Source organism: Citrobacter europaeus (assembly GCF_037482245.1).
GTDB classification, from domain to species: Bacteria; Pseudomonadota; Gammaproteobacteria; order Enterobacterales; family Enterobacteriaceae; genus Citrobacter; species Citrobacter europaeus.
Window position 1 is genome coordinate 4,164,831 of record NZ_CP148084.1, and the last position, 17,157, is coordinate 4,181,987.

The following is a 17,157-nucleotide window of genomic DNA, read 5'->3' on the forward strand; positions in this document are numbered from 1 at the left end:
CTGACTTCATGAGATTACCAGAAAAAAGCCGGCCGTCGGGCCGGCTTTTTCGCTTACATCACCAGGCGGCGAATGTCAGACAGCATGTTGTTGATGATGGTGATAAAGCGCGCACCATCCGCACCGTCGATTACGCGGTGGTCGAAGGAGAGCGAAATCGGCATCATCAGACGCGGCATAAACTCTTTACCGTTCCACACTGGCTCCATAGAGGACTTGGAGACACCGAGGATAGCCACTTCCGGCGCGTTCACAATCGGCGCGAAGTGGGTAGTACCCAGGCCACCGATGCTGGAGATGGTGAAGCAACCGCCCTGCATTTCGCCAGCGGTCAGCTTGCCATCACGTGCTTTCTTGGAGATGGTGGTCAGTTCACGAGACAGCTCGGTAATGCTCTTCTTGTTCACGTCTTTGAAGACCGGAACAACCAGACCATTCGGCGTATCCACCGCAACACCGATGTTGATGTATTTTTTCAGGGTCAGGCGCTGACCGTCTTCAGACAGGGAGCTGTTGAAGCGTGGCATCTGTTCCAGAGCGGCGGCAACGGCTTTCATGATGAAGACCACTGGGGTGAATTTCACGTCCAGTTTACGTTTTTCAGCTTCCGCGTTCTGCTGTTTACGGAACGCTTCCAGATCGGTGATATCAGTTTTGTCGAAGTGCGTAACGTGCGGGATCATCACCCAGTTACGGCTCAGGTTAGCACCAGAGATTTTCTGGATACGGCCCAGTTCCACTTCTTCGATTTCACCAAACTTGCTGAAGTCCACTTTCGGCCAGGGCAGCATGCCCGGGATACCGCCACCAGCCGCAGCCGGTGCAGACTCGGCGCGTTTGATAGCGTCTTTCACGTAAGCCTGAACGTCTTCACGCAGGATACGACCTTTACGGCCAGAACCTTTCACTTTCGCCAGGTTCACACCGAATTCGCGCGCCAGGCGACGAATCAGCGGCGTTGCATGAACGTAAGCGTCGTTCTCAGCAAACTCGGATTTGCCTTCCGCTTTCGCTGCTGGCGCCGCGGCTGGTTTAGCAGCCTGAGCCGGTGCAGCGGCCGGAGCCGGAGCTGCGGCTTGCGCAGGAGCGGCAGCAGGCGCTGCGCCTTCAACTTCGAAGACCATAATCAGAGAACCGGTTTTGACTTTGTCGCCGGTGCTGATTTTGATTTCTTTCACGGTGCCCGCGAACGGTGCCGGAACTTCCATAGAGGCTTTGTCGCCTTCTACGGTGATCAGTGACTGCTCAGCGGCAATTTTATCGCCCACTTTAACCATCACTTCAGTGACTTCAACTTCGTCACCGCCGATATCCGGTACGTTAACTTCTTTCGAGCCAGAAGCTGCCGGAGCCGCCGCTGCTGCTGGAGCTGCCGCTTGAGCCGGTGCTGCAGCAGGCGCTGCGCCCGCAACTTCGAAGACCATAATCAGCGAGCCGGTAGACACTTTGTCGCCGGTGTTGATTTTGATCTCTTTAACAGTACCTGCGAACGGCGCCGGAACTTCCATAGAGGCTTTATCGCCTTCTACGGTGATCAGAGACTGTTCAGCCGCAACGGTGTCGCCGACTTTAACCATGACCTCGGTAACTTCAACTTCGTCACCACCGATGTCCGGTACGTGTACTTCTTTCGCTGCTGAGGCGGCAGGTGCTGCTGCCGGAGCTGCTTCTTTCTTCTCTTCTGCCGGAGCAGGTGCAGCGGCTGCTGCACCATCGGCGGAATCGAAAATCATGATCAGTTTGCCGGTCTCAGTTTTGTCGCCAACAGAGACTTTGATCTCTTTAACGATACCAGCCTGAGGAGACGGAACTTCCATAGAGGCTTTGTCGCCTTCTACGGTGATCAGCGACTGTTCAGCTTCAACTTTGTCGCCCACTTTGACCAGGATCTCGGTGATTTCAACTTCATCAGCCCCGATGTCCGGTACATTGATTTCGATAGCCATTATTCTTTTACCTCTTACGCCAGACGCGGGTTAACTTTATCTGCATCGATGTTGAATTTGATGATTGCGTCTGCAACCACTTTCTTATCGATTTCGCCACGTTTAGCCAGTTCGCCCAGGGCCGCTACAACCACGTAGGAAGCATCAACTTCGAAGTGGTGACGCAGGTTTTCACGGCTGTCAGAGCGACCGAAACCGTCAGTACCCAGTACGCGATAATCATCAGCCGGTACATAAGTACGAACCTGTTCGGCAAACAGTTTCATATAGTCAGTAGATGCTACTGCCGGAGCGTCGTTCATCACCTGAGCGATGTACGGAACGCGCGGAGTTTCCATCGGGTGCAGCATGTTCCAGCGCTCACAATCCTGGCCATCACGCGCCAGTTCAGTGAAGGAAGTTACGCTGTAAACGTCAGAGCCTACACCGTAGTCGTTCGCCAGAATCTGTGCTGCTTCACGCACGTGACGCAGGATAGAACCGGAGCCCAGCAGCTGAACTTTACCTTTCTTACCTTCGAGGGTTTCGAGTTTGTAGATACCTTTACGGATACCTTCCTCGGCACCTGCTGGCATTGCCGGCATGTGGTAGTTTTCGTTCAGCGTGGTGATGTAGTAGTAAACGTTCTCTTGTTTCTCACCGTACATACGCTCCAGACCATCGTGCATGATGACTGCAACTTCGTACGCGTAAGACGGATCGTAAGAGATACAGTTCGGGATAGTCAGAGACTGAATATGGCTGTGACCATCTTCGTGCTGCAGACCTTCGCCGTTCAGCGTAGTACGACCAGAAGTACCCCCTACCAGGAAGCCGCGAGCCTGTTGGTCGCCAGCCTGCCAGCACAGGTCGCCGATACGCTGGAACCCGAACATGGAGTAGTAGATGTAGAACGGAATCATCGGCAGATCGTTGGTGCTGTAAGAGGTCGCAGCAGCCAGCCAGGATGCGCCAGCACCCAGTTCGTTGATACCTTCCTGCAGGATCTGACCTTTCTCGTCTTCTTTATAGTAAGCAACCTGCTCACGGTCCTGCGGGGTGTACTGCTGACCGTTCGGGCTGTAGATACCGATCTGACGGAACAGACCTTCCATACCGAAAGTACGCGCTTCGTCAGCGATGATCGGAACCAGACGATCTTTGATCGACTTGTTCTTCAGCATCACGTTCAGGGCACGAACGAAAGCGATAGTGGTGGAGATTTCTTTGTTCTGCTCTTCCAGCAGCGCACCGAAGTCTTCCAGAGCTGGCAGTTCCAGCTTCTCGGTGAAGTTCGGCTGACGAGCAGGCAGGTAGCCGTGCAGTTTCTGACGCTGAGCGTGCAGATAAGTGTGCTCTTCAGAACCTTCCGGGAAGGTGATGTAAGACAGGTTTTCAACCTGCTCGTCGGTCACAGGAACGTTGAAACGGTCGCGGATATAACGCACGCCGTCCATGTTCATTTTCTTAACCTGGTGAGCGATGTTTTTACCTTCAGCGGTGTCACCCATGCCGTAACCTTTAATGGTATGGGCGAGGATTACAGTTGCTTTGCCTTTGGTTTCCTGCGCTTTTTTCAGTGCAGCGTAAACTTTCTTCGGATCGTGACCACCGCGGTTCAGAGACCAAATCTGCTCATCAGTCCAGTCAGCAACCAGGGCTGCAGTTTCCGGGTATTTACCGAAGAAGTGCTCACGTACGTATGCGCCATCTTTGGATTTGAAGGTCTGGTAGTCGCCGTCAACAGTTTCGTTCATCAGCTGGATCAGTTTACCGCTGGTGTCTTTACGCAGCAGCTCATCCCAACGACCGCCCCACATGACTTTGATAACGTTCCAGCCAGCACCCGCGAAGATGCCTTCCAGTTCGTTAACAATCTTGCCGTTACCGGTTACCGGGCCGTCAAGACGCTGCAGGTTACAGTTGATAACAAAGACCAGGTTGTCCAGTTTTTCACGGGTCGCGATGGTGATAGCGCCCTTAGATTCTGGCTCATCCATCTCGCCGTCGCCCAGGAAGGCGTAAACGGTTTGTTTAGAGGTATCTTTCAGGCCACGGTGTTCCAGATATTTCAGGAACTTAGCCTGGTAGATGGCACCGATTGGGCCCAGACCCATAGATACGGTCGGGAACTGCCAGAATTCCGGCATCAGTTTCGGGTGCGGGTAGGAAGACAGGCCTTTGCCATGTACTTCCTGACGGAAGTTGTTCATCTGCTCTTCAGTCAGACGACCTTCCAGGAATGCGCGTGCGTAGATGCCCGGAGAGATGTGGCCCTGGAAGTACACCAGATCGCCGCCATCTTGCTCGTTGCGTGCACGGAAGAAGTGGTTGAAGCAAACATCATATACCGTTGCGGAAGACTGGAAGGATGCCATGTGGCCACCCAGCTCGAGGTCTTTTTTAGACGCGCGCAGTACGGTCATGATGGCGTTCCAACGGATAGCAGAACGAATACGACGTTCCAGCTCCAGATTGCCCGGGTATTCCGGTTCATCTTCAACGGCAATAGTGTTTACATAATTGCTGGCCCCTGCACCTGCCGCTACTTTCACGCCGCCTTTGCGGGCTTCTGAAAGCAGTTGGTCGATCAGATACTGAGCACGCTCAACACCTTCTTCACGGATGACCGATTCGATCGCCTGTAGCCAGTCGCGAGTTTCGATCGGATCCACGTCATTTGGGAAACGTTCTGACATGGGGGTATTCCTTATCTATCTAATACGTTGAGTTATCTGGAACCTGTCCCATTACGCTCTTTGTTCTTCATACTTCAGGTTGTCTCTTTGTTGGCTGCGCTTCCTCGCACCAGTCACATAGTTCACTATGTTCCTGGCAACTCGCGCGCTTGCCGCCGCGATACAACCCGAATTATTTTGAACAACCAAAAGCGCAATAAGACAGGTTCTGCGTTTAGTTGCCGCGCATTTTATTAGCGCTTGATTTACAACATCTTCTGGTTAACGTTCTGCCAGAAAAATCACTAATTCTTTCGTTGCTCCAGGCGGCGTAAGGCGCGTTCACGACGACTTTCCTCACGGCTTCTGTCCAGCAGAATCTCTTCGATAAAGGCCAGGTGACGATGAGACGCTTCACGCGCTTCTTCAGGCTTCCCGGCGATAATTGCTTCAAAGATACGGGTACGATGACTGCTTACCAGCGGCAGCATCTCACGACGCGCATACAGCAATTCGAAGTTTTGCCGAACGTTCTGGGCCAACATCGGCTCCATACACCTTAGCAAATGGAGCAGCACTACATTGTGTGCCGCTTCGGTGACAGCAATTTGATACTGAAGTACCGCATCAGATTCGCCGTCAAGATCGCCGGACTGTTGCGCAAGCTCGATTGCATGGTGGAGTTCACGGATACGCGTTTTGTCTTCATCCGTGCTGCGCAGTGCAGCGTAATAAGCTGCAATACCTTCCAACGCATGGCGCGTTTCAAGCAGGTCAAACTGGGATTCAGGATGGTCGGAGAGCAGCTCTACCAGTGGGTCGCTAAAGCTCTGCCACAGGCTGCTCTGAACAAAAGTGCCACCGCCCTGACGACGAAGCAGTAACCCCTTCGCTTCAAGGCGTTGGATCGCCTCGCGTAAGGAGGGGCGGGAGACGTCGAACTGTTTTGCCAGCTCGCGTTCCGGTGGGAGTTTTTCTCCGGGGCGAAGTGTCCCCTCAAGAATTAAAAACTCCAGCTGCTGCTCAATCACATCGGAGAGTTTTGGTTGGCGGATTTTGCTGTAGGCCATGATTTCCTGTCTTAAGCCATTTGCCCGGAGTCAATTGGTCTTACCAATTTCATGTTCTTGACGCTAAAGTAACAAAGTATTCACCTTCTGTCCATACAGGTTTTGATTGAAATCAGTAAAGGGGGCATATTTTAACAACATTACAGAAATAACGTTTCAAACATGTAACTATGCACAAATGTTAAATTTACCCACCACGGGGTAGTTTTAACGGAATTGAAACGAAATATTATCTCATCTGAACCGATTCACCTGCTTATTTATCGACGTATCAACCACAATTAATGAATAGAAATTCAAAACGGAAATTTTGTGGTAGATAAACTCGTATTTACAAATGGTTTCTTTTTATTCAACTCGTCATCTTCCCCGCACAAAGCAGGTGCATTCGCGCTCGCATATCATTATTCTGATCAAGACAAAAGTCTTAAGGCAACATTTTATCTAAAGCATCTGTAAACTAATTAATACAACAAACGGAATTGCAAACTTACACACGCATTACTGCGTAGTTCAAAAAATAAGTACTCGAAATATGAAGAGTAAAACCACACACGAGGTTTAATGATGGAAAGTCAACAGCATGGCGATCAGCTCAAGCGCGGTCTTAAGAACCGCCATATACAGCTAATCGCACTGGGTGGCGCGATTGGTACCGGGTTATTCCTCGGTAGCGCATCCGTTATCCAGTCTGCAGGACCGGGTATTATTCTGGGTTACGCTATTGCCGGCTTTATCGCCTTTTTGATTATGCGTCAGTTAGGTGAAATGGTGGTTGAAGAGCCGGTTGCAGGCTCCTTTAGCCACTTTGCTTATAAATACTGGGGCGGTTTCGCAGGCTTCTCTTCTGGCTGGAACTATTGGGTTCTGTACGTGCTGGTTGCCATGGCTGAACTGACAGCCGTGGGTAAATATATCCAATTCTGGTATCCAGAGATCCCAACCTGGGTTTCTGCGGCGGCCTTCTTCGTGCTGATTAACGCCATCAACCTGACCAACGTGAAAGTGTTTGGCGAAATGGAGTTCTGGTTTGCCATTATTAAAGTCATTGCCGTGGTTGCGATGATCCTGTTCGGCGGCTGGTTGCTGTTTAGCGGCAACGGCGGTCCGCAGGCCAGTGTAAGTAACCTGTGGGACCAGGGGGGCTTCCTACCGCATGGATTCACCGGTCTGGTGATGATGATGGCTATTATTATGTTCTCTTTCGGTGGGCTGGAGCTGGTCGGGATCACCGCGGCAGAAGCCGATAACCCGGAGCAAAGCATTCCCAAAGCAACTAACCAGGTTATCTACCGTATCCTGATTTTCTATGTAGGTTCGCTGGCGGTTCTGCTTTCCCTGATGCCGTGGACGCGCGTCACGGCTGATACCAGCCCGTTTGTCCTTATTTTCCACGAGCTGGGCGACACCTTTGTTGCTAATGCCCTGAACATCGTAGTGTTGACCGCCGCCCTTTCTGTCTATAACAGCTGCGTATACTGCAACAGCCGTATGCTGTTCGGTCTGGCACAGCAAGGCAATGCGCCAAAAGCGCTGATGAACGTCGACAAACGCGGCGTACCAGTAAACACCATTCTGGTCTCCGCACTGGTTACGGCGCTGTGCGTACTGATCAACTATCTGGCGCCGGAATCCGCCTTTGGCCTGCTGATGGCGCTGGTGGTTTCCGCACTGGTGATCAACTGGGCAATGATCAGCCTGGCGCACATGAAGTTCCGCAAAGCCAAACAGCAACAGGGCGTTACCACACGCTTCCCGGCGCTGCTTTATCCGCTGGGTAACTGGGTGTGCCTGATTTTCATGGCTGCGGTGTTGGTGATTATGCTGATGACGCCGGGTATGGCGATTTCGGTATACTTAATTCCGGTATGGATTGCCATTCTTGGCATCGGCTACCTGTGCAAGCAGAAAACCGCTGGCGCGGTTAAAGCGCATTAATTCTCCCTCCCCCCACCTGCATCGGGTGGGGGTTGTTACCTGCCTCACACTTTCCCACTCACGACTGTTTAGTCCATATCAGCGGCGTTATCCTGCAACGCAAAAACAACGGTGCCAGACAATAATTCTCTCCATATCTCATTAATGGAGTGCAGTTGATGGAAACCAGTAAGCTCACGGTGAAAGAAAAGATCGGCTATGGAATGGGCGACGCCGGATGCAACATCATCTTTGGCGCCATCATGTTGTTTGTTAACTATTTTTATACAGATATTTTTGGTCTGGCGCCTGCCCTGGTCGGCGTATTACTGCTCTCAGTACGCGTTATCGATGCCGTTACTGACCCTATAATGGGCGCGATGGCCGACCGCACCCGCAGCAAATATGGTCGATTTCGTCCATGGCTTTTGTGGATGGCTTTCCCTTACGCATTATTCAGCGTACTTATGTTTACCACCCCTGAGTGGACATATAACAGCAAAGTTATCTATGCGTTCGTCACTTACTTCCTGCTCTCTATCACCTATACGGCAATCAACATTCCTTACTGCTCGCTCGGCAGCGTCATCACCAACGATCCAAAGGAACGCGTCGCCTGCCAGTCATATCGCTTTGTATTGGTCGGTATTGCAACCCTGCTGCTGTCCCTCACCCTATTGCCCATGGCGGACTGGTTTGGTGGAGAAGACAAAGCCAAAGGCTATCAGATGGCGATGGCGGTCCTTGCCTTCATCGGTATGTGTATGTTCCTGTTTTGCTTTGCAACTGTGCGTGAGCGCGTCCGTCCTGCGGTCCCGACTAACGACGACTTAAAAGCAGACCTGAAGGACGTGTGGAAGAACGATCAGTGGGTAAAAATTCTGCTGTTAACCCTGTGCAACGTCTGTCCGGGCTTTATTCGCATGGCCGCCACTATGTACTACGTGACCTGGGTTATGCAGCAAAGCACGCAGTTTGCCACGTTGTTTATCAGCCTTGGCGTTGTCGGCATGATGATCGGCAGCATGCTGGCAAAGGTGTTAACCGATCGCTGGTGCAAACTGAAAGTCTTCTTCTGGACCAATATCATCCTGGCGATTTTCTCCGGCGCATTTTACTTCTTCGATCCAAAAGCCACCATGATGATTATGGTGCTCTACTTCCTGCTCAACATTCTGCATCAGATCCCTTCCCCACTGCACTGGTCGCTGATGGCGGATGTCGATGACTACGGCGAGTGGAAAACCGGTAAACGCATCACCGGAATCAGCTTTTCCGGCAACCTGTTCTTCCTGAAACTGGGCCTGGCGATTGCCGGAGCGATGGTTGGCTTCCTGCTCTCCTGGTACGGCTACGACGCAGGGGCGAAAGCGCAAAGCGACTCCGCTATTAACGGTATTATGCTGCTGTTTACCATCATACCTGGCGTAGGCTACCTGATTACCGCAGGCGTGGTTCGTCTGCTGAAAGTTGATCGCGAGTTTATGCAGCAAATCCAGGCAGATTTAGAAAAGCGTCGCGCCAACTACCGTGAACTGAATGAATACCACGATATGAAAACGACTGAAACCGTAAGGAAAGCCTAATGAATCAGTGGCCTAATCCCTTTATTGAACAGCGTGCCGACCCGTTTATTTTACGTGACGGTAGCCACTACTATTTCATTGCTTCAGTGCCCGAATACGATCGACTGGAGCTCCGTCGCGCTGACACGCTGGAAGGGCTGCGCACCGCCGTCCCGGTTGTCGTCTGGCGCAAACCAGAAAGCGGCCCCATGAGCCAACTCATCTGGGCACCTGAGATCCATCATCTGGCAGGCAAGTGGTACATCTATTTTGCCGCCACCCACACACAGGCGCTCGACAAGCTGGGGATGTTCCAGCACCGTATGTTTGCGCTCGAATGTGCGGACACCGATCCGCTGGCAGGCAAGTGGACAGAGAAAGGCCAGATTAAGACACAGTTTGATACCTTTGCGCTTGATGCCACCACCTTTCATCACCAGGGAAAACAGTGGTATCTGTGGGCGCAGAAATCCCCCGATATCGCAGGCAACTCCAATATCTATCTCGCTGAGCTGGAAAATCCATGGACGATTAAAGGCGAGCCAGTCATGCTCAGCCATCCAGAGTATGACTGGGAATGCCGGGGTTTTTGGGTCAACGAAGGTCCGGCTGTCATGGTTCACGGCGACAAGCTGTTTATCAGCTATTCGGCCAGCGCCACCGATGAGAACTACTGTATGGGATTATTGTGGATTGACCTCAACGCTGATCCGCTCAACCCGCAGAACTGGCACAAATCACCACGCCCGGTCTTTTCCACCAGCTACGAAAACCGCCAGTACGGACCGGGACACAACAGCTTTACGCAAACGCCGGAAGGTGAGGATGTGCTGGTGTACCACGCGAGAAATCACACCGAAATTGAAGGCGATCCGTTGTACGATCCAAACCGCCACACTCGCCTGAAGCTCGTGCGCTGGGACGAAAACGGGATGCCTGATTTTGGCGTGCCACCAGCGGATACGTATTGAGTCATTGCGCCGTTATCCGGCCTACATATGCGCCAGGCCGGATAAGGCGGTTATGCCGCTATCCGGCAACAATCGCTAGATCAGTGTTCCATAAATTGTCAGCAGCGCAATGACCACCACCACCACAAACGAAGTCTTCTTCGCCATTGAAACAGCCGCTTTTGGCGTTTCGACTTTATCGGTATGGGGTTCGCGTACCAAAGAAAACTGCGCCAGGCGCGTAAGTACCTGGTACTGCGAAGTATGTAGATCGGCAAGCGATGCAAACCAGGCTGGCAACGCCTTCTCGCCGTGTCCTAACAGCGCATAGACCACGCCCGCCAGACGCACCGGGATCCAGTCCAGCACATGCAGGATCGCATCAATACCCGATTGCAAACGCTGGTGCGGGGTCTGATAGCGCGCCAGCCAGGACTGCCAGGCACGTAAAAAGGCGTAACCCACCAGCGTTACCGGTCCCCACGGGCCACCGACAATCAGCCAGAATAACGGCGCCAGATAAAAGCGAAAGTTGTTCCATAACAGCGCGTTCTGCAGTTCGCGCAGGAACTCACGCTCATCACAGTCCGGCGGAACACCATGGATAAGCGTCAGCTCGCTGGCCATCGCCTCACGGGCGTGAGCGTCATCGCGAGCCGCCGCGTTCAGATAGGCATGATAATGAAGACGCGTTTTGCCAGCCCCAATACACAGCAAGCCAATTAAGATCCACACCACCAGCAAGGGCACGTTAAACAGCAGCCCATGAAGTGCGCGCAGCAGCAGAAACGTCACCCCCATCGCAATCAGGGCCATGCCTACGGTACGCATCATTGAGAAATGCTTCACCCGGCGGAAAAATGCTTCAACCCGGTGATCAAGCTGCCAGTGCTCACCCAGCTTAAACAGGCGTTCAACAATCAACACCAGTAATGTTGTAAACAGCGTCATGTCATCTCCTTTTGCGACGAGGGGGTGACCAGGGCGCGAAACCTTGCCCAGTCAAAAGAGGGTCCGGGATCGGTCTTACGCTCGGGCGCAATATTGCAATGTCCTGTCATATTGTTAGCAATAGCCGGATAACGCGTAATCAGGGCATTGGTCACGGCTGCAAGTTGCTGGTACTGCGCGTCGGTATAGGCCAGCGTATCCGTCCCTTCCAGCTCAATACCAATTGAAAAATCATTACAGCGTTCGCGCCCTTGATAGTTCGACACGCCAGCATGCCAGGCGCGTTTATCAAAGGGGACATACTGCACGATTTCACCATCACGGCGAATTAAACAATGGGCCGACACGCGCAGATGGGCGATCCCGGCAAAATAAGGATGGGCATTAGGATCAATCGTGCCGGTAAACAGCGCATCAATCCACGGTCCGCCAAACTCGCCGGGCGGCAGGCTGATATTATGCACCACCAGCAGAGAAGGGTTTTCGTCATCCGGGCGGCAATAGTAATGAGGAGAGGGTACGCGTCGCGCCTCTGCCAGCCAGCCCTCGTCTAACAACATGCAGAATCTCCTTATTGGTGGTGCTCATATCAGGTTCAGGGTAGCATGTTTCCACCTTATGATTCGTTAGCAATTTGGAGTTTTATCATGCCGCCTCGCCGCTATAACCCTGACTACCGACGTGACGCGCTGTTGGAACGCATAAATCTGGATATCCCTGCCGCTGTAGCTCAGGCGCTGCGTGAAGATTTAGGCGGAGAAGTTGATGCCAATAACGATATCACCGCACAGCTTTTGCCCGAAGATATGCGCTCCCACGCCACCGTGATCACCCGCGAAGATGGCGTTTTTTGTGGAAAACGCTGGGTGGAGGAAGTCTTTATTCAACTGGCTGGCGATGATGTCAACATCACCTGGCATGTTGAAGATGGCGACAGCATCAAGGCCAATCAGCCGCTGTTTGAACTGGACGGCCCTTCCCGCGTGCTGCTGACCGGCGAACGTACCGCGCTTAATTTTGTGCAGACCCTTTCAGGTGTGGCGAGCGAAGTGCGTAAATACGTCGACCTGCTGGCGGGAACAAAAACCCAGTTGCTGGACACGCGTAAAACCCTGCCTGGGCTGCGCACCGCCCTGAAATACGCCGTATTGTGCGGCGGCGGCGCGAATCATCGCCTGGGGCTTTCTGACGCTTTCCTGATTAAAGAAAACCACATTATTGCTTCTGGCTCAGTACGTCAGGCCGTTGAAAAAGCCTTCTGGCTGCACCCGGATGTGCCGGTTGAAGTCGAAGTGGAAAGCCTGGATGAACTTGATGACGCGCTGAAAGCCGGGGCCGACATCATCATGCTCGATAATTTCGAAACTGACCAAATGCGTGAAGCGGTCAAACGCACCAACGGCCAGGCGCGTCTGGAAGTGTCGGGTAACGTCACCTATGAAACGCTGCGCGAATTTGCCGAAACCGGCGTGGATTTCATCTCTGTTGGCGCACTGACCAAGCATGTTCGCGCACTCGATCTCTCGATGCGTTTTCGCTAAATACTGATGGTTTAGCCCGGTAGTGATTTCGCTTATCGGGCCATTCTGCATGCCGGAGAAGGCGTTTTCGCCGCTATTCGGCAGTTTCTTCGAGCCTCTTCGCAAATACGTTGTTTGATTCTGTAATCTCGTAAAGATCCTCGGAACCCGCCTTCCCATTCTGTTTTTTGCCTCTCGCCGTGACCCCGACCGTTTGCCAAAGTAGCGCCAGCTAACTCAAGGAGCGAACGATGGACAAGCAACGCGGCTTCACGCTTATCGAACTCATGGTGGTCATTGGCATTATTGCCATCCTTAGCGCCATCGGCATTCCGGCCTATCAAAACTATCTGCGCAAAGCTGCGCTGACAGACATGCTGCAAACCTTTGTTCCCTATCGCACGGCGGTTGAGCTTTGTGCGCTTGAGCATGGAGGAACAGCAACCTGCGATGCCGGAACGAATGGCATCCCTTCTCCAGCCACTACCCGTTATGTCTCCGCCATGAGCGTTGAAAAAGGGGTGGTCAGCCTCAGCGGACAAGAAAGTCTGAACGGACTAACCATCACCATGACGCCAGGTTGGGACAATGCCAACGGCATTACTGGCTGGAGTCGTAACTGCGTCATCCAGAATGACAGCGCACTGCAACAAGCCTGTGAAGACGTTTTCCGTTTCGACACCAATTAAGGAAAAGAGATGAATACCACCCAACTTACGGCACTGTGCCAACGTTATCAGGGAATATTACTGGATGCAGACAATGAAGTGGTGCACATCGCCGTCGTGGATGCCCCGTCCCACGAACTTCTGGACGCGCTGCATTTTGCCACCACCCGATGTATAGACATTGTCTGCTGGACGCGTCAGCAAATGGAAGGCCACACGCATACGCCGCGGAACATGCTCCCGGCTGTAGTCACCAAAAGCAGCGCCAGCGCAGCAGACTTGCTGAATCAGACGTTTCATTCTGCTCTGGTGCAACGGGCTTCTGATATTCATATTGAGCCAGCGGAAAATCACTACCGAATCAGATTACGTGTAGATGGCGTACTGCATGCTTTACCGGAAGTCACAACTGAGATGGGCACCGCCATCACTGCAAGACTAAAAGTTTTAGGCAGTCTGGATATTGCCGAGCACAGACTTGCGCAAGACGGACAATTTACCGTTGAGATTTCTGGAGAGCCGGTCTCGTTTCGCATCGCCACCCTGCCCTGTCGCTATGGCGAAAAAGTAGTGCTGCGGCTACTGCATCAGGTCGATCAAACGCTGGAGATCGCCGCGCTAGGAATGCAGGACGCGCAACTGGGCGCATTTTCGCACGCGTTACAGCAGCCTCAGGGGTTGATTCTGGTCACCGGACCGACCGGGAGCGGTAAAACAGTCACGCTGTACAGTGCGCTGCAAACCCGAAACACCCCGGATGTGAATCTTTGTAGCGTAGAAGATCCGGTAGAAATCCCGATCGCAGGTCTTAACCAGACGCAAATTCATCCTCGCGCCGGTCTCACTTTTCAGGGCGTATTACGCGCGCTGCTGCGCCAGGATCCCGACATTATCATGGTGGGTGAAATCCGCGATGGCGAAACGGCTGAAATAGCCCTAAAAGCCGCACAAACCGGTCATTTGGTTCTATCAACACTGCACACTAACTCCACCACTGAAACGCTGATACGCCTGCAGCAAATGGGGGTCGCACGCTGGATGATCGCCTCCGCGCTGACGCTCGTCATTGCGCAGCGGTTGGTGAGAAAATTGTGTCCCCATTGCCGACAACGACTGGAAACGCCGATCGCGCTCCCGGAAGCGATATGGCCTGCGCCACTGCCACATTGGCAGGCCACTGGCTGTGAACATTGCTATCAAGGATTTTATGGTCGTACGGCATTGTTTGAAGTACTCCCCGTTACGCCGGCATTGCGCCAGAGCATCGCCAACGGTACGTCCGCAGAAGAAGTGGAGTCAGATGCAAAGCAATTGGGGATGAGTACGCTTTTCGAAACTGGTTGCCAGGCAGTCGAACAAGGGCTAACGACATTTGAAGAGCTGATACGCGTACTGGGCATGCCTCATGTCAGCTAAACAGCTTTGGCGCTGGCAAGGCATTAACAACGAAGGTCAACCGCTGGAAGGTGTATTGTGGGCCGATACCCGCCCCTCATTAATGCTTGCTCTCGAGCAACAGCGTATTACACCGCTACGTATAAACCGTATGCGCGTCAAAGCCTCACACTGGAGCCGTGAACGAAGCGCCGAAACCATACACCAACTGGCAACATTACTAAAAGCCGGGTTAACGCTCTCGGCAGGCCTAACCCTGCTGGCTGAACAGCATCCCAGCCGTCAGTGGCAGGCGCTACTGCGCACGCTGGCTCACGATATGGAGCAGGGCATTTCTCTCTCCACCTCTCTGTCGCAATGGCAACACGTTTTTCCGCCTCTTTATCAGGCAATGATCCGCACCGGAGAGCTTACGGGGAAGCTGGACGACTGCTGTTTTGAACTCGCCCGTCAGCAGAAGAATCAACAGCAACTTGCCGATAAAGTAAAAAAAGCCCTGCGCTATCCGATCATCATTATCACGATGGCGGTAATGGTCGTGTTTGCGATGCTGCAATTTGTACTCCCTGAGTTTGCCGCCATTTACCGGACGTTTAACACTCCGCTACCAGCACTCACTCAGTGGATTATTGCCATCGCGCACTTTAGCGGCCAATGGGGAGGGCTGATCGGAGCATTCAGCCTGATCGCGGTTGCTGTATATTATTTGATAAAGCAGAAACCGTACTGGCTTATTCTGCGCCAGACATTACTGCTCGGTCTGCCGATTATAGGGCCGATGGTGAGAGGCCAAAAACTCACGCAGATCTTCACCGTGCTGGCGTTAACGCAAAATGCAGGAATTCCCTTTTTGCAGGGTCTTGAGAGCGTGACTGAAACGCTGGACAACCCTTTCTGGTCACAGCGCTTAGCGCGGGCACACCACGACATCAGCGCCGGAAAACCGGTCTGGTTAGCGCTTAAAAATTGCGGTGAATTCAGCCCATTGTGTATACAACTGGTCAGAACAGGTGAAGCTTCCGGCTCACTGGATGCCATGCTGCGCAATCTCGCACATCACCACGGCGAGAAAACGTTGTCTCAGGCGGAGAATCTGGCCGCGCTGCTTGAGCCTGCGTTGCTGGTCATTACGGGGCTTATCATCGGTACGCTGGTCGTCGCGATGTATTTACCGATTTTCCATTTGGGAGATGCGATGAGCGGGGTGGGATAGATTCAAATGCCTGATGGCGGCGTAACGCCATCAGGCATTTCACAGAACGACCTGTTTTTACAGGCTATTGAAAACGCGGTTTTCTTGTTCCTGTACGCGAATAAACGTTGTACGTTTGGTCAGTTCTTTCAGACGAGAAGCACCAACATAGGTACAGGCAGAACGCAGGCCGCCGAGGATATCACGCGCGGTATTATCAACCGGGCCACGCAGAGGCAGCTTAACGGTTTTACCTTCCGCTGCACGGTATTGCGCAACACCACCAACGTGACGCGTCATGGCTGATTCAGAGCTCATTCCGTAGAACAGCATGAATTTCTCACCGTTCTCTTCGACAATTTTGCCGCCGCTTTCTTCATGACCGGCCAGCATGCCGCCGAGCATCACGAAGTCCGCGCCGCCGCCAAACGCTTTTGCCACGTCACCCGGCATTGTGCAGCCGCCGTCGCTGACAATCATGCCGCCCAGACCGTGGGCTGCATCGGCACATTCAATAACCGCCGAAAGCTGTGGATAGCCAACGCCGGTTTTTACACGCGTGGTACATACAGAACCCGGGCCGATGCCGACTTTAACAATGTCCGCGCCGGAAAGTACCAGCTCTTCACACATTTCACCGGTGACCACATTGCCCGCACAAATTGTTTTTGTCGGCCATGCTTCACGCGCTTTCGACACAAACTGAACAAAATGCTCTGAGTAGCCATTTGCCACGTCAATGCAGATAAAGTTCAGCGCTGGGTTAAGCGCCAGAATCTGTTTGGTTTTTTCGAAATCTGCGTCAGAGGTACCGGTTGAAACCATCACGTGTTTGAGCACATCGGCAGAACTCTGCGCGATAAAGGCAGCCCAGTCTTCAACAGAATAGTGTTTGTGCACAGCGGTCAGGATGTCGAAGGATGCCAGTGCCGTTGCCATGGCAAACGTCCCGACAGTGTCCATGTTCGCCGCAATAATGGGGACGCCGGACCAGGTCTGACCTGAATGCTTAAAGGTAAATTGACGCTCCAACTCAACATCGGAACGGCTTTTGAGAGTAGAACGCTTAGGGCGGATAAGAACGTCTTTGAAACCTAACTTCAGATCTTCTTCGATACGCATGTGCGGATTCCTGGGGTTAATGGCGAAAAATCGAAACTCACAACTCCAGTGACGCTATCATACGCACTAATCAATGCCGCGCAAGACTGCGAAATTCTCTTTTTTTACGCTACAATCCCATAAATTTACCTGGCGAATAGTAGGTTAATCCTGCAACAGCCTCGCCTTCGCACGCTTAACTTTTAACTGTTTGATAATCAAACT

General features: G+C 52.6%; 13 protein-coding genes. 7 read left to right on the forward strand and 6 right to left on the reverse strand.

What is annotated here, in order from left to right; translation table 11 throughout:
- Positions 1-53: 53 nt before the first annotated feature.
- The 3 genes from aceF to pdhR all read right to left on the reverse strand — a co-directional run bounded on the left by aceF (position 54) and on the right by pdhR (position 5,673).
- Positions 54-1,946, reverse strand: a complete 1,893-nt coding sequence (aceF, locus tag WHR59_RS19545) for a pyruvate dehydrogenase complex dihydrolipoyllysine-residue acetyltransferase (RefSeq protein WP_043018443.1) — start codon at positions 1,944-1,946, stop codon at positions 54-56.
- A 14-nt stretch (positions 1,947-1,960) separates the two neighbouring features.
- Positions 1,961-4,624: a pyruvate dehydrogenase (acetyl-transferring), homodimeric type gene (aceE, locus tag WHR59_RS19550; RefSeq protein ID WP_043018442.1), complete on the reverse strand. Its 2,664-nt coding sequence runs from the start codon at positions 4,622-4,624 to the stop codon at positions 1,961-1,963.
- Positions 4,625-4,908: 284 nt separating this feature from the next.
- Complete coding sequence (gene pdhR, locus WHR59_RS19555; protein ID WP_003018699.1) at positions 4,909-5,673, reverse strand: pyruvate dehydrogenase complex transcriptional repressor PdhR; 765 nt, start codon at positions 5,671-5,673, stop codon at positions 4,909-4,911.
- Between the two features lie 564 nt (positions 5,674-6,237).
- On the opposite strand from pdhR, the gene aroP reads away from it, so the two are divergent.
- From aroP to WHR59_RS19570, 3 genes are all read left to right on the forward strand, one after another.
- Complete coding sequence (gene aroP, locus WHR59_RS19560; RefSeq protein ID WP_008786209.1) at positions 6,238-7,611, forward strand: aromatic amino acid transporter AroP; 1,374 nt, start codon at positions 6,238-6,240, stop codon at positions 7,609-7,611.
- 158 nt (positions 7,612-7,769) lie between these two features.
- On the forward strand, positions 7,770-9,176 hold the full coding sequence (locus tag WHR59_RS19565) for an MFS transporter (RefSeq protein WP_338843388.1): 1,407 nt from the start codon (positions 7,770-7,772) through the stop codon (positions 9,174-9,176).
- The gene (locus WHR59_RS19570) at positions 9,176-10,126 is read left to right on the forward strand and encodes a family 43 glycosylhydrolase (RefSeq protein WP_338843389.1); all 951 of its coding nucleotides are present in this window, start codon (positions 9,176-9,178) and stop codon (positions 10,124-10,126) included. The genes WHR59_RS19565 and WHR59_RS19570 overlap by 1 nt, the downstream gene beginning before the upstream one ends.
- A 75-nt stretch (positions 10,127-10,201) precedes the next feature.
- Here WHR59_RS19570 and ampE read toward each other — a convergent pair whose 3' ends face one another.
- Positions 10,202-11,056, reverse strand: a complete 855-nt coding sequence (gene ampE, locus WHR59_RS19575; protein WP_172862694.1) for a beta-lactamase regulator AmpE — start codon at positions 11,054-11,056, stop codon at positions 10,202-10,204.
- Positions 11,053-11,616 (reverse strand): 1,6-anhydro-N-acetylmuramyl-L-alanine amidase AmpD, encoded by a 564-nt coding sequence (gene ampD, locus WHR59_RS19580; protein ID WP_338843390.1) that lies wholly within the window; start codon positions 11,614-11,616, stop codon positions 11,053-11,055. Before ampD ends, ampE begins: the two co-directional genes overlap by 4 nt.
- An 87-nt stretch (positions 11,617-11,703) precedes the next feature.
- On the opposite strand from ampD, the gene nadC reads away from it, so the two are divergent.
- The 4 genes from nadC to hofC all read left to right on the forward strand — a co-directional run bounded on the left by nadC (position 11,704) and on the right by hofC (position 15,852).
- Positions 11,704-12,597 carry a carboxylating nicotinate-nucleotide diphosphorylase gene (gene nadC / locus WHR59_RS19585; RefSeq protein WP_075146341.1) on the forward strand — a complete coding sequence of 298 codons (894 nt, stop codon included), beginning with the start codon at positions 11,704-11,706 and terminating at the stop codon, positions 12,595-12,597.
- Positions 12,598-12,827: 230 nt separating this feature from the next.
- Positions 12,828-13,265, forward strand: a complete 438-nt coding sequence (gene ppdD / locus WHR59_RS19590) for a prepilin peptidase-dependent pilin (protein WP_043018436.1) — start codon at positions 12,828-12,830, stop codon at positions 13,263-13,265.
- A 9-nt stretch (positions 13,266-13,274) separates the two neighbouring features.
- Positions 13,275-14,660 (forward strand): type II secretion system protein GspE, encoded by a 1,386-nt coding sequence (gspE, locus tag WHR59_RS19595; RefSeq protein WP_172862692.1) that lies wholly within the window; start codon positions 13,275-13,277, stop codon positions 14,658-14,660.
- Positions 14,650-15,852: a protein transport protein HofC gene (gene hofC, locus WHR59_RS19600; RefSeq protein ID WP_221922675.1), complete on the forward strand. Its 1,203-nt coding sequence runs from the start codon at positions 14,650-14,652 to the stop codon at positions 15,850-15,852. The genes gspE and hofC overlap by 11 nt, the downstream gene beginning before the upstream one ends.
- 57 nt (positions 15,853-15,909) lie before the next feature.
- On the opposite strand, the gene WHR59_RS19605 is transcribed toward hofC, so the two are convergent.
- On the reverse strand, positions 15,910-16,953 hold the full coding sequence (locus WHR59_RS19605; RefSeq protein WP_047406183.1) for a GMP reductase: 1,044 nt from the start codon (positions 16,951-16,953) through the stop codon (positions 15,910-15,912).
- Between the last annotated feature and the right edge of the window lie 204 nt (positions 16,954-17,157).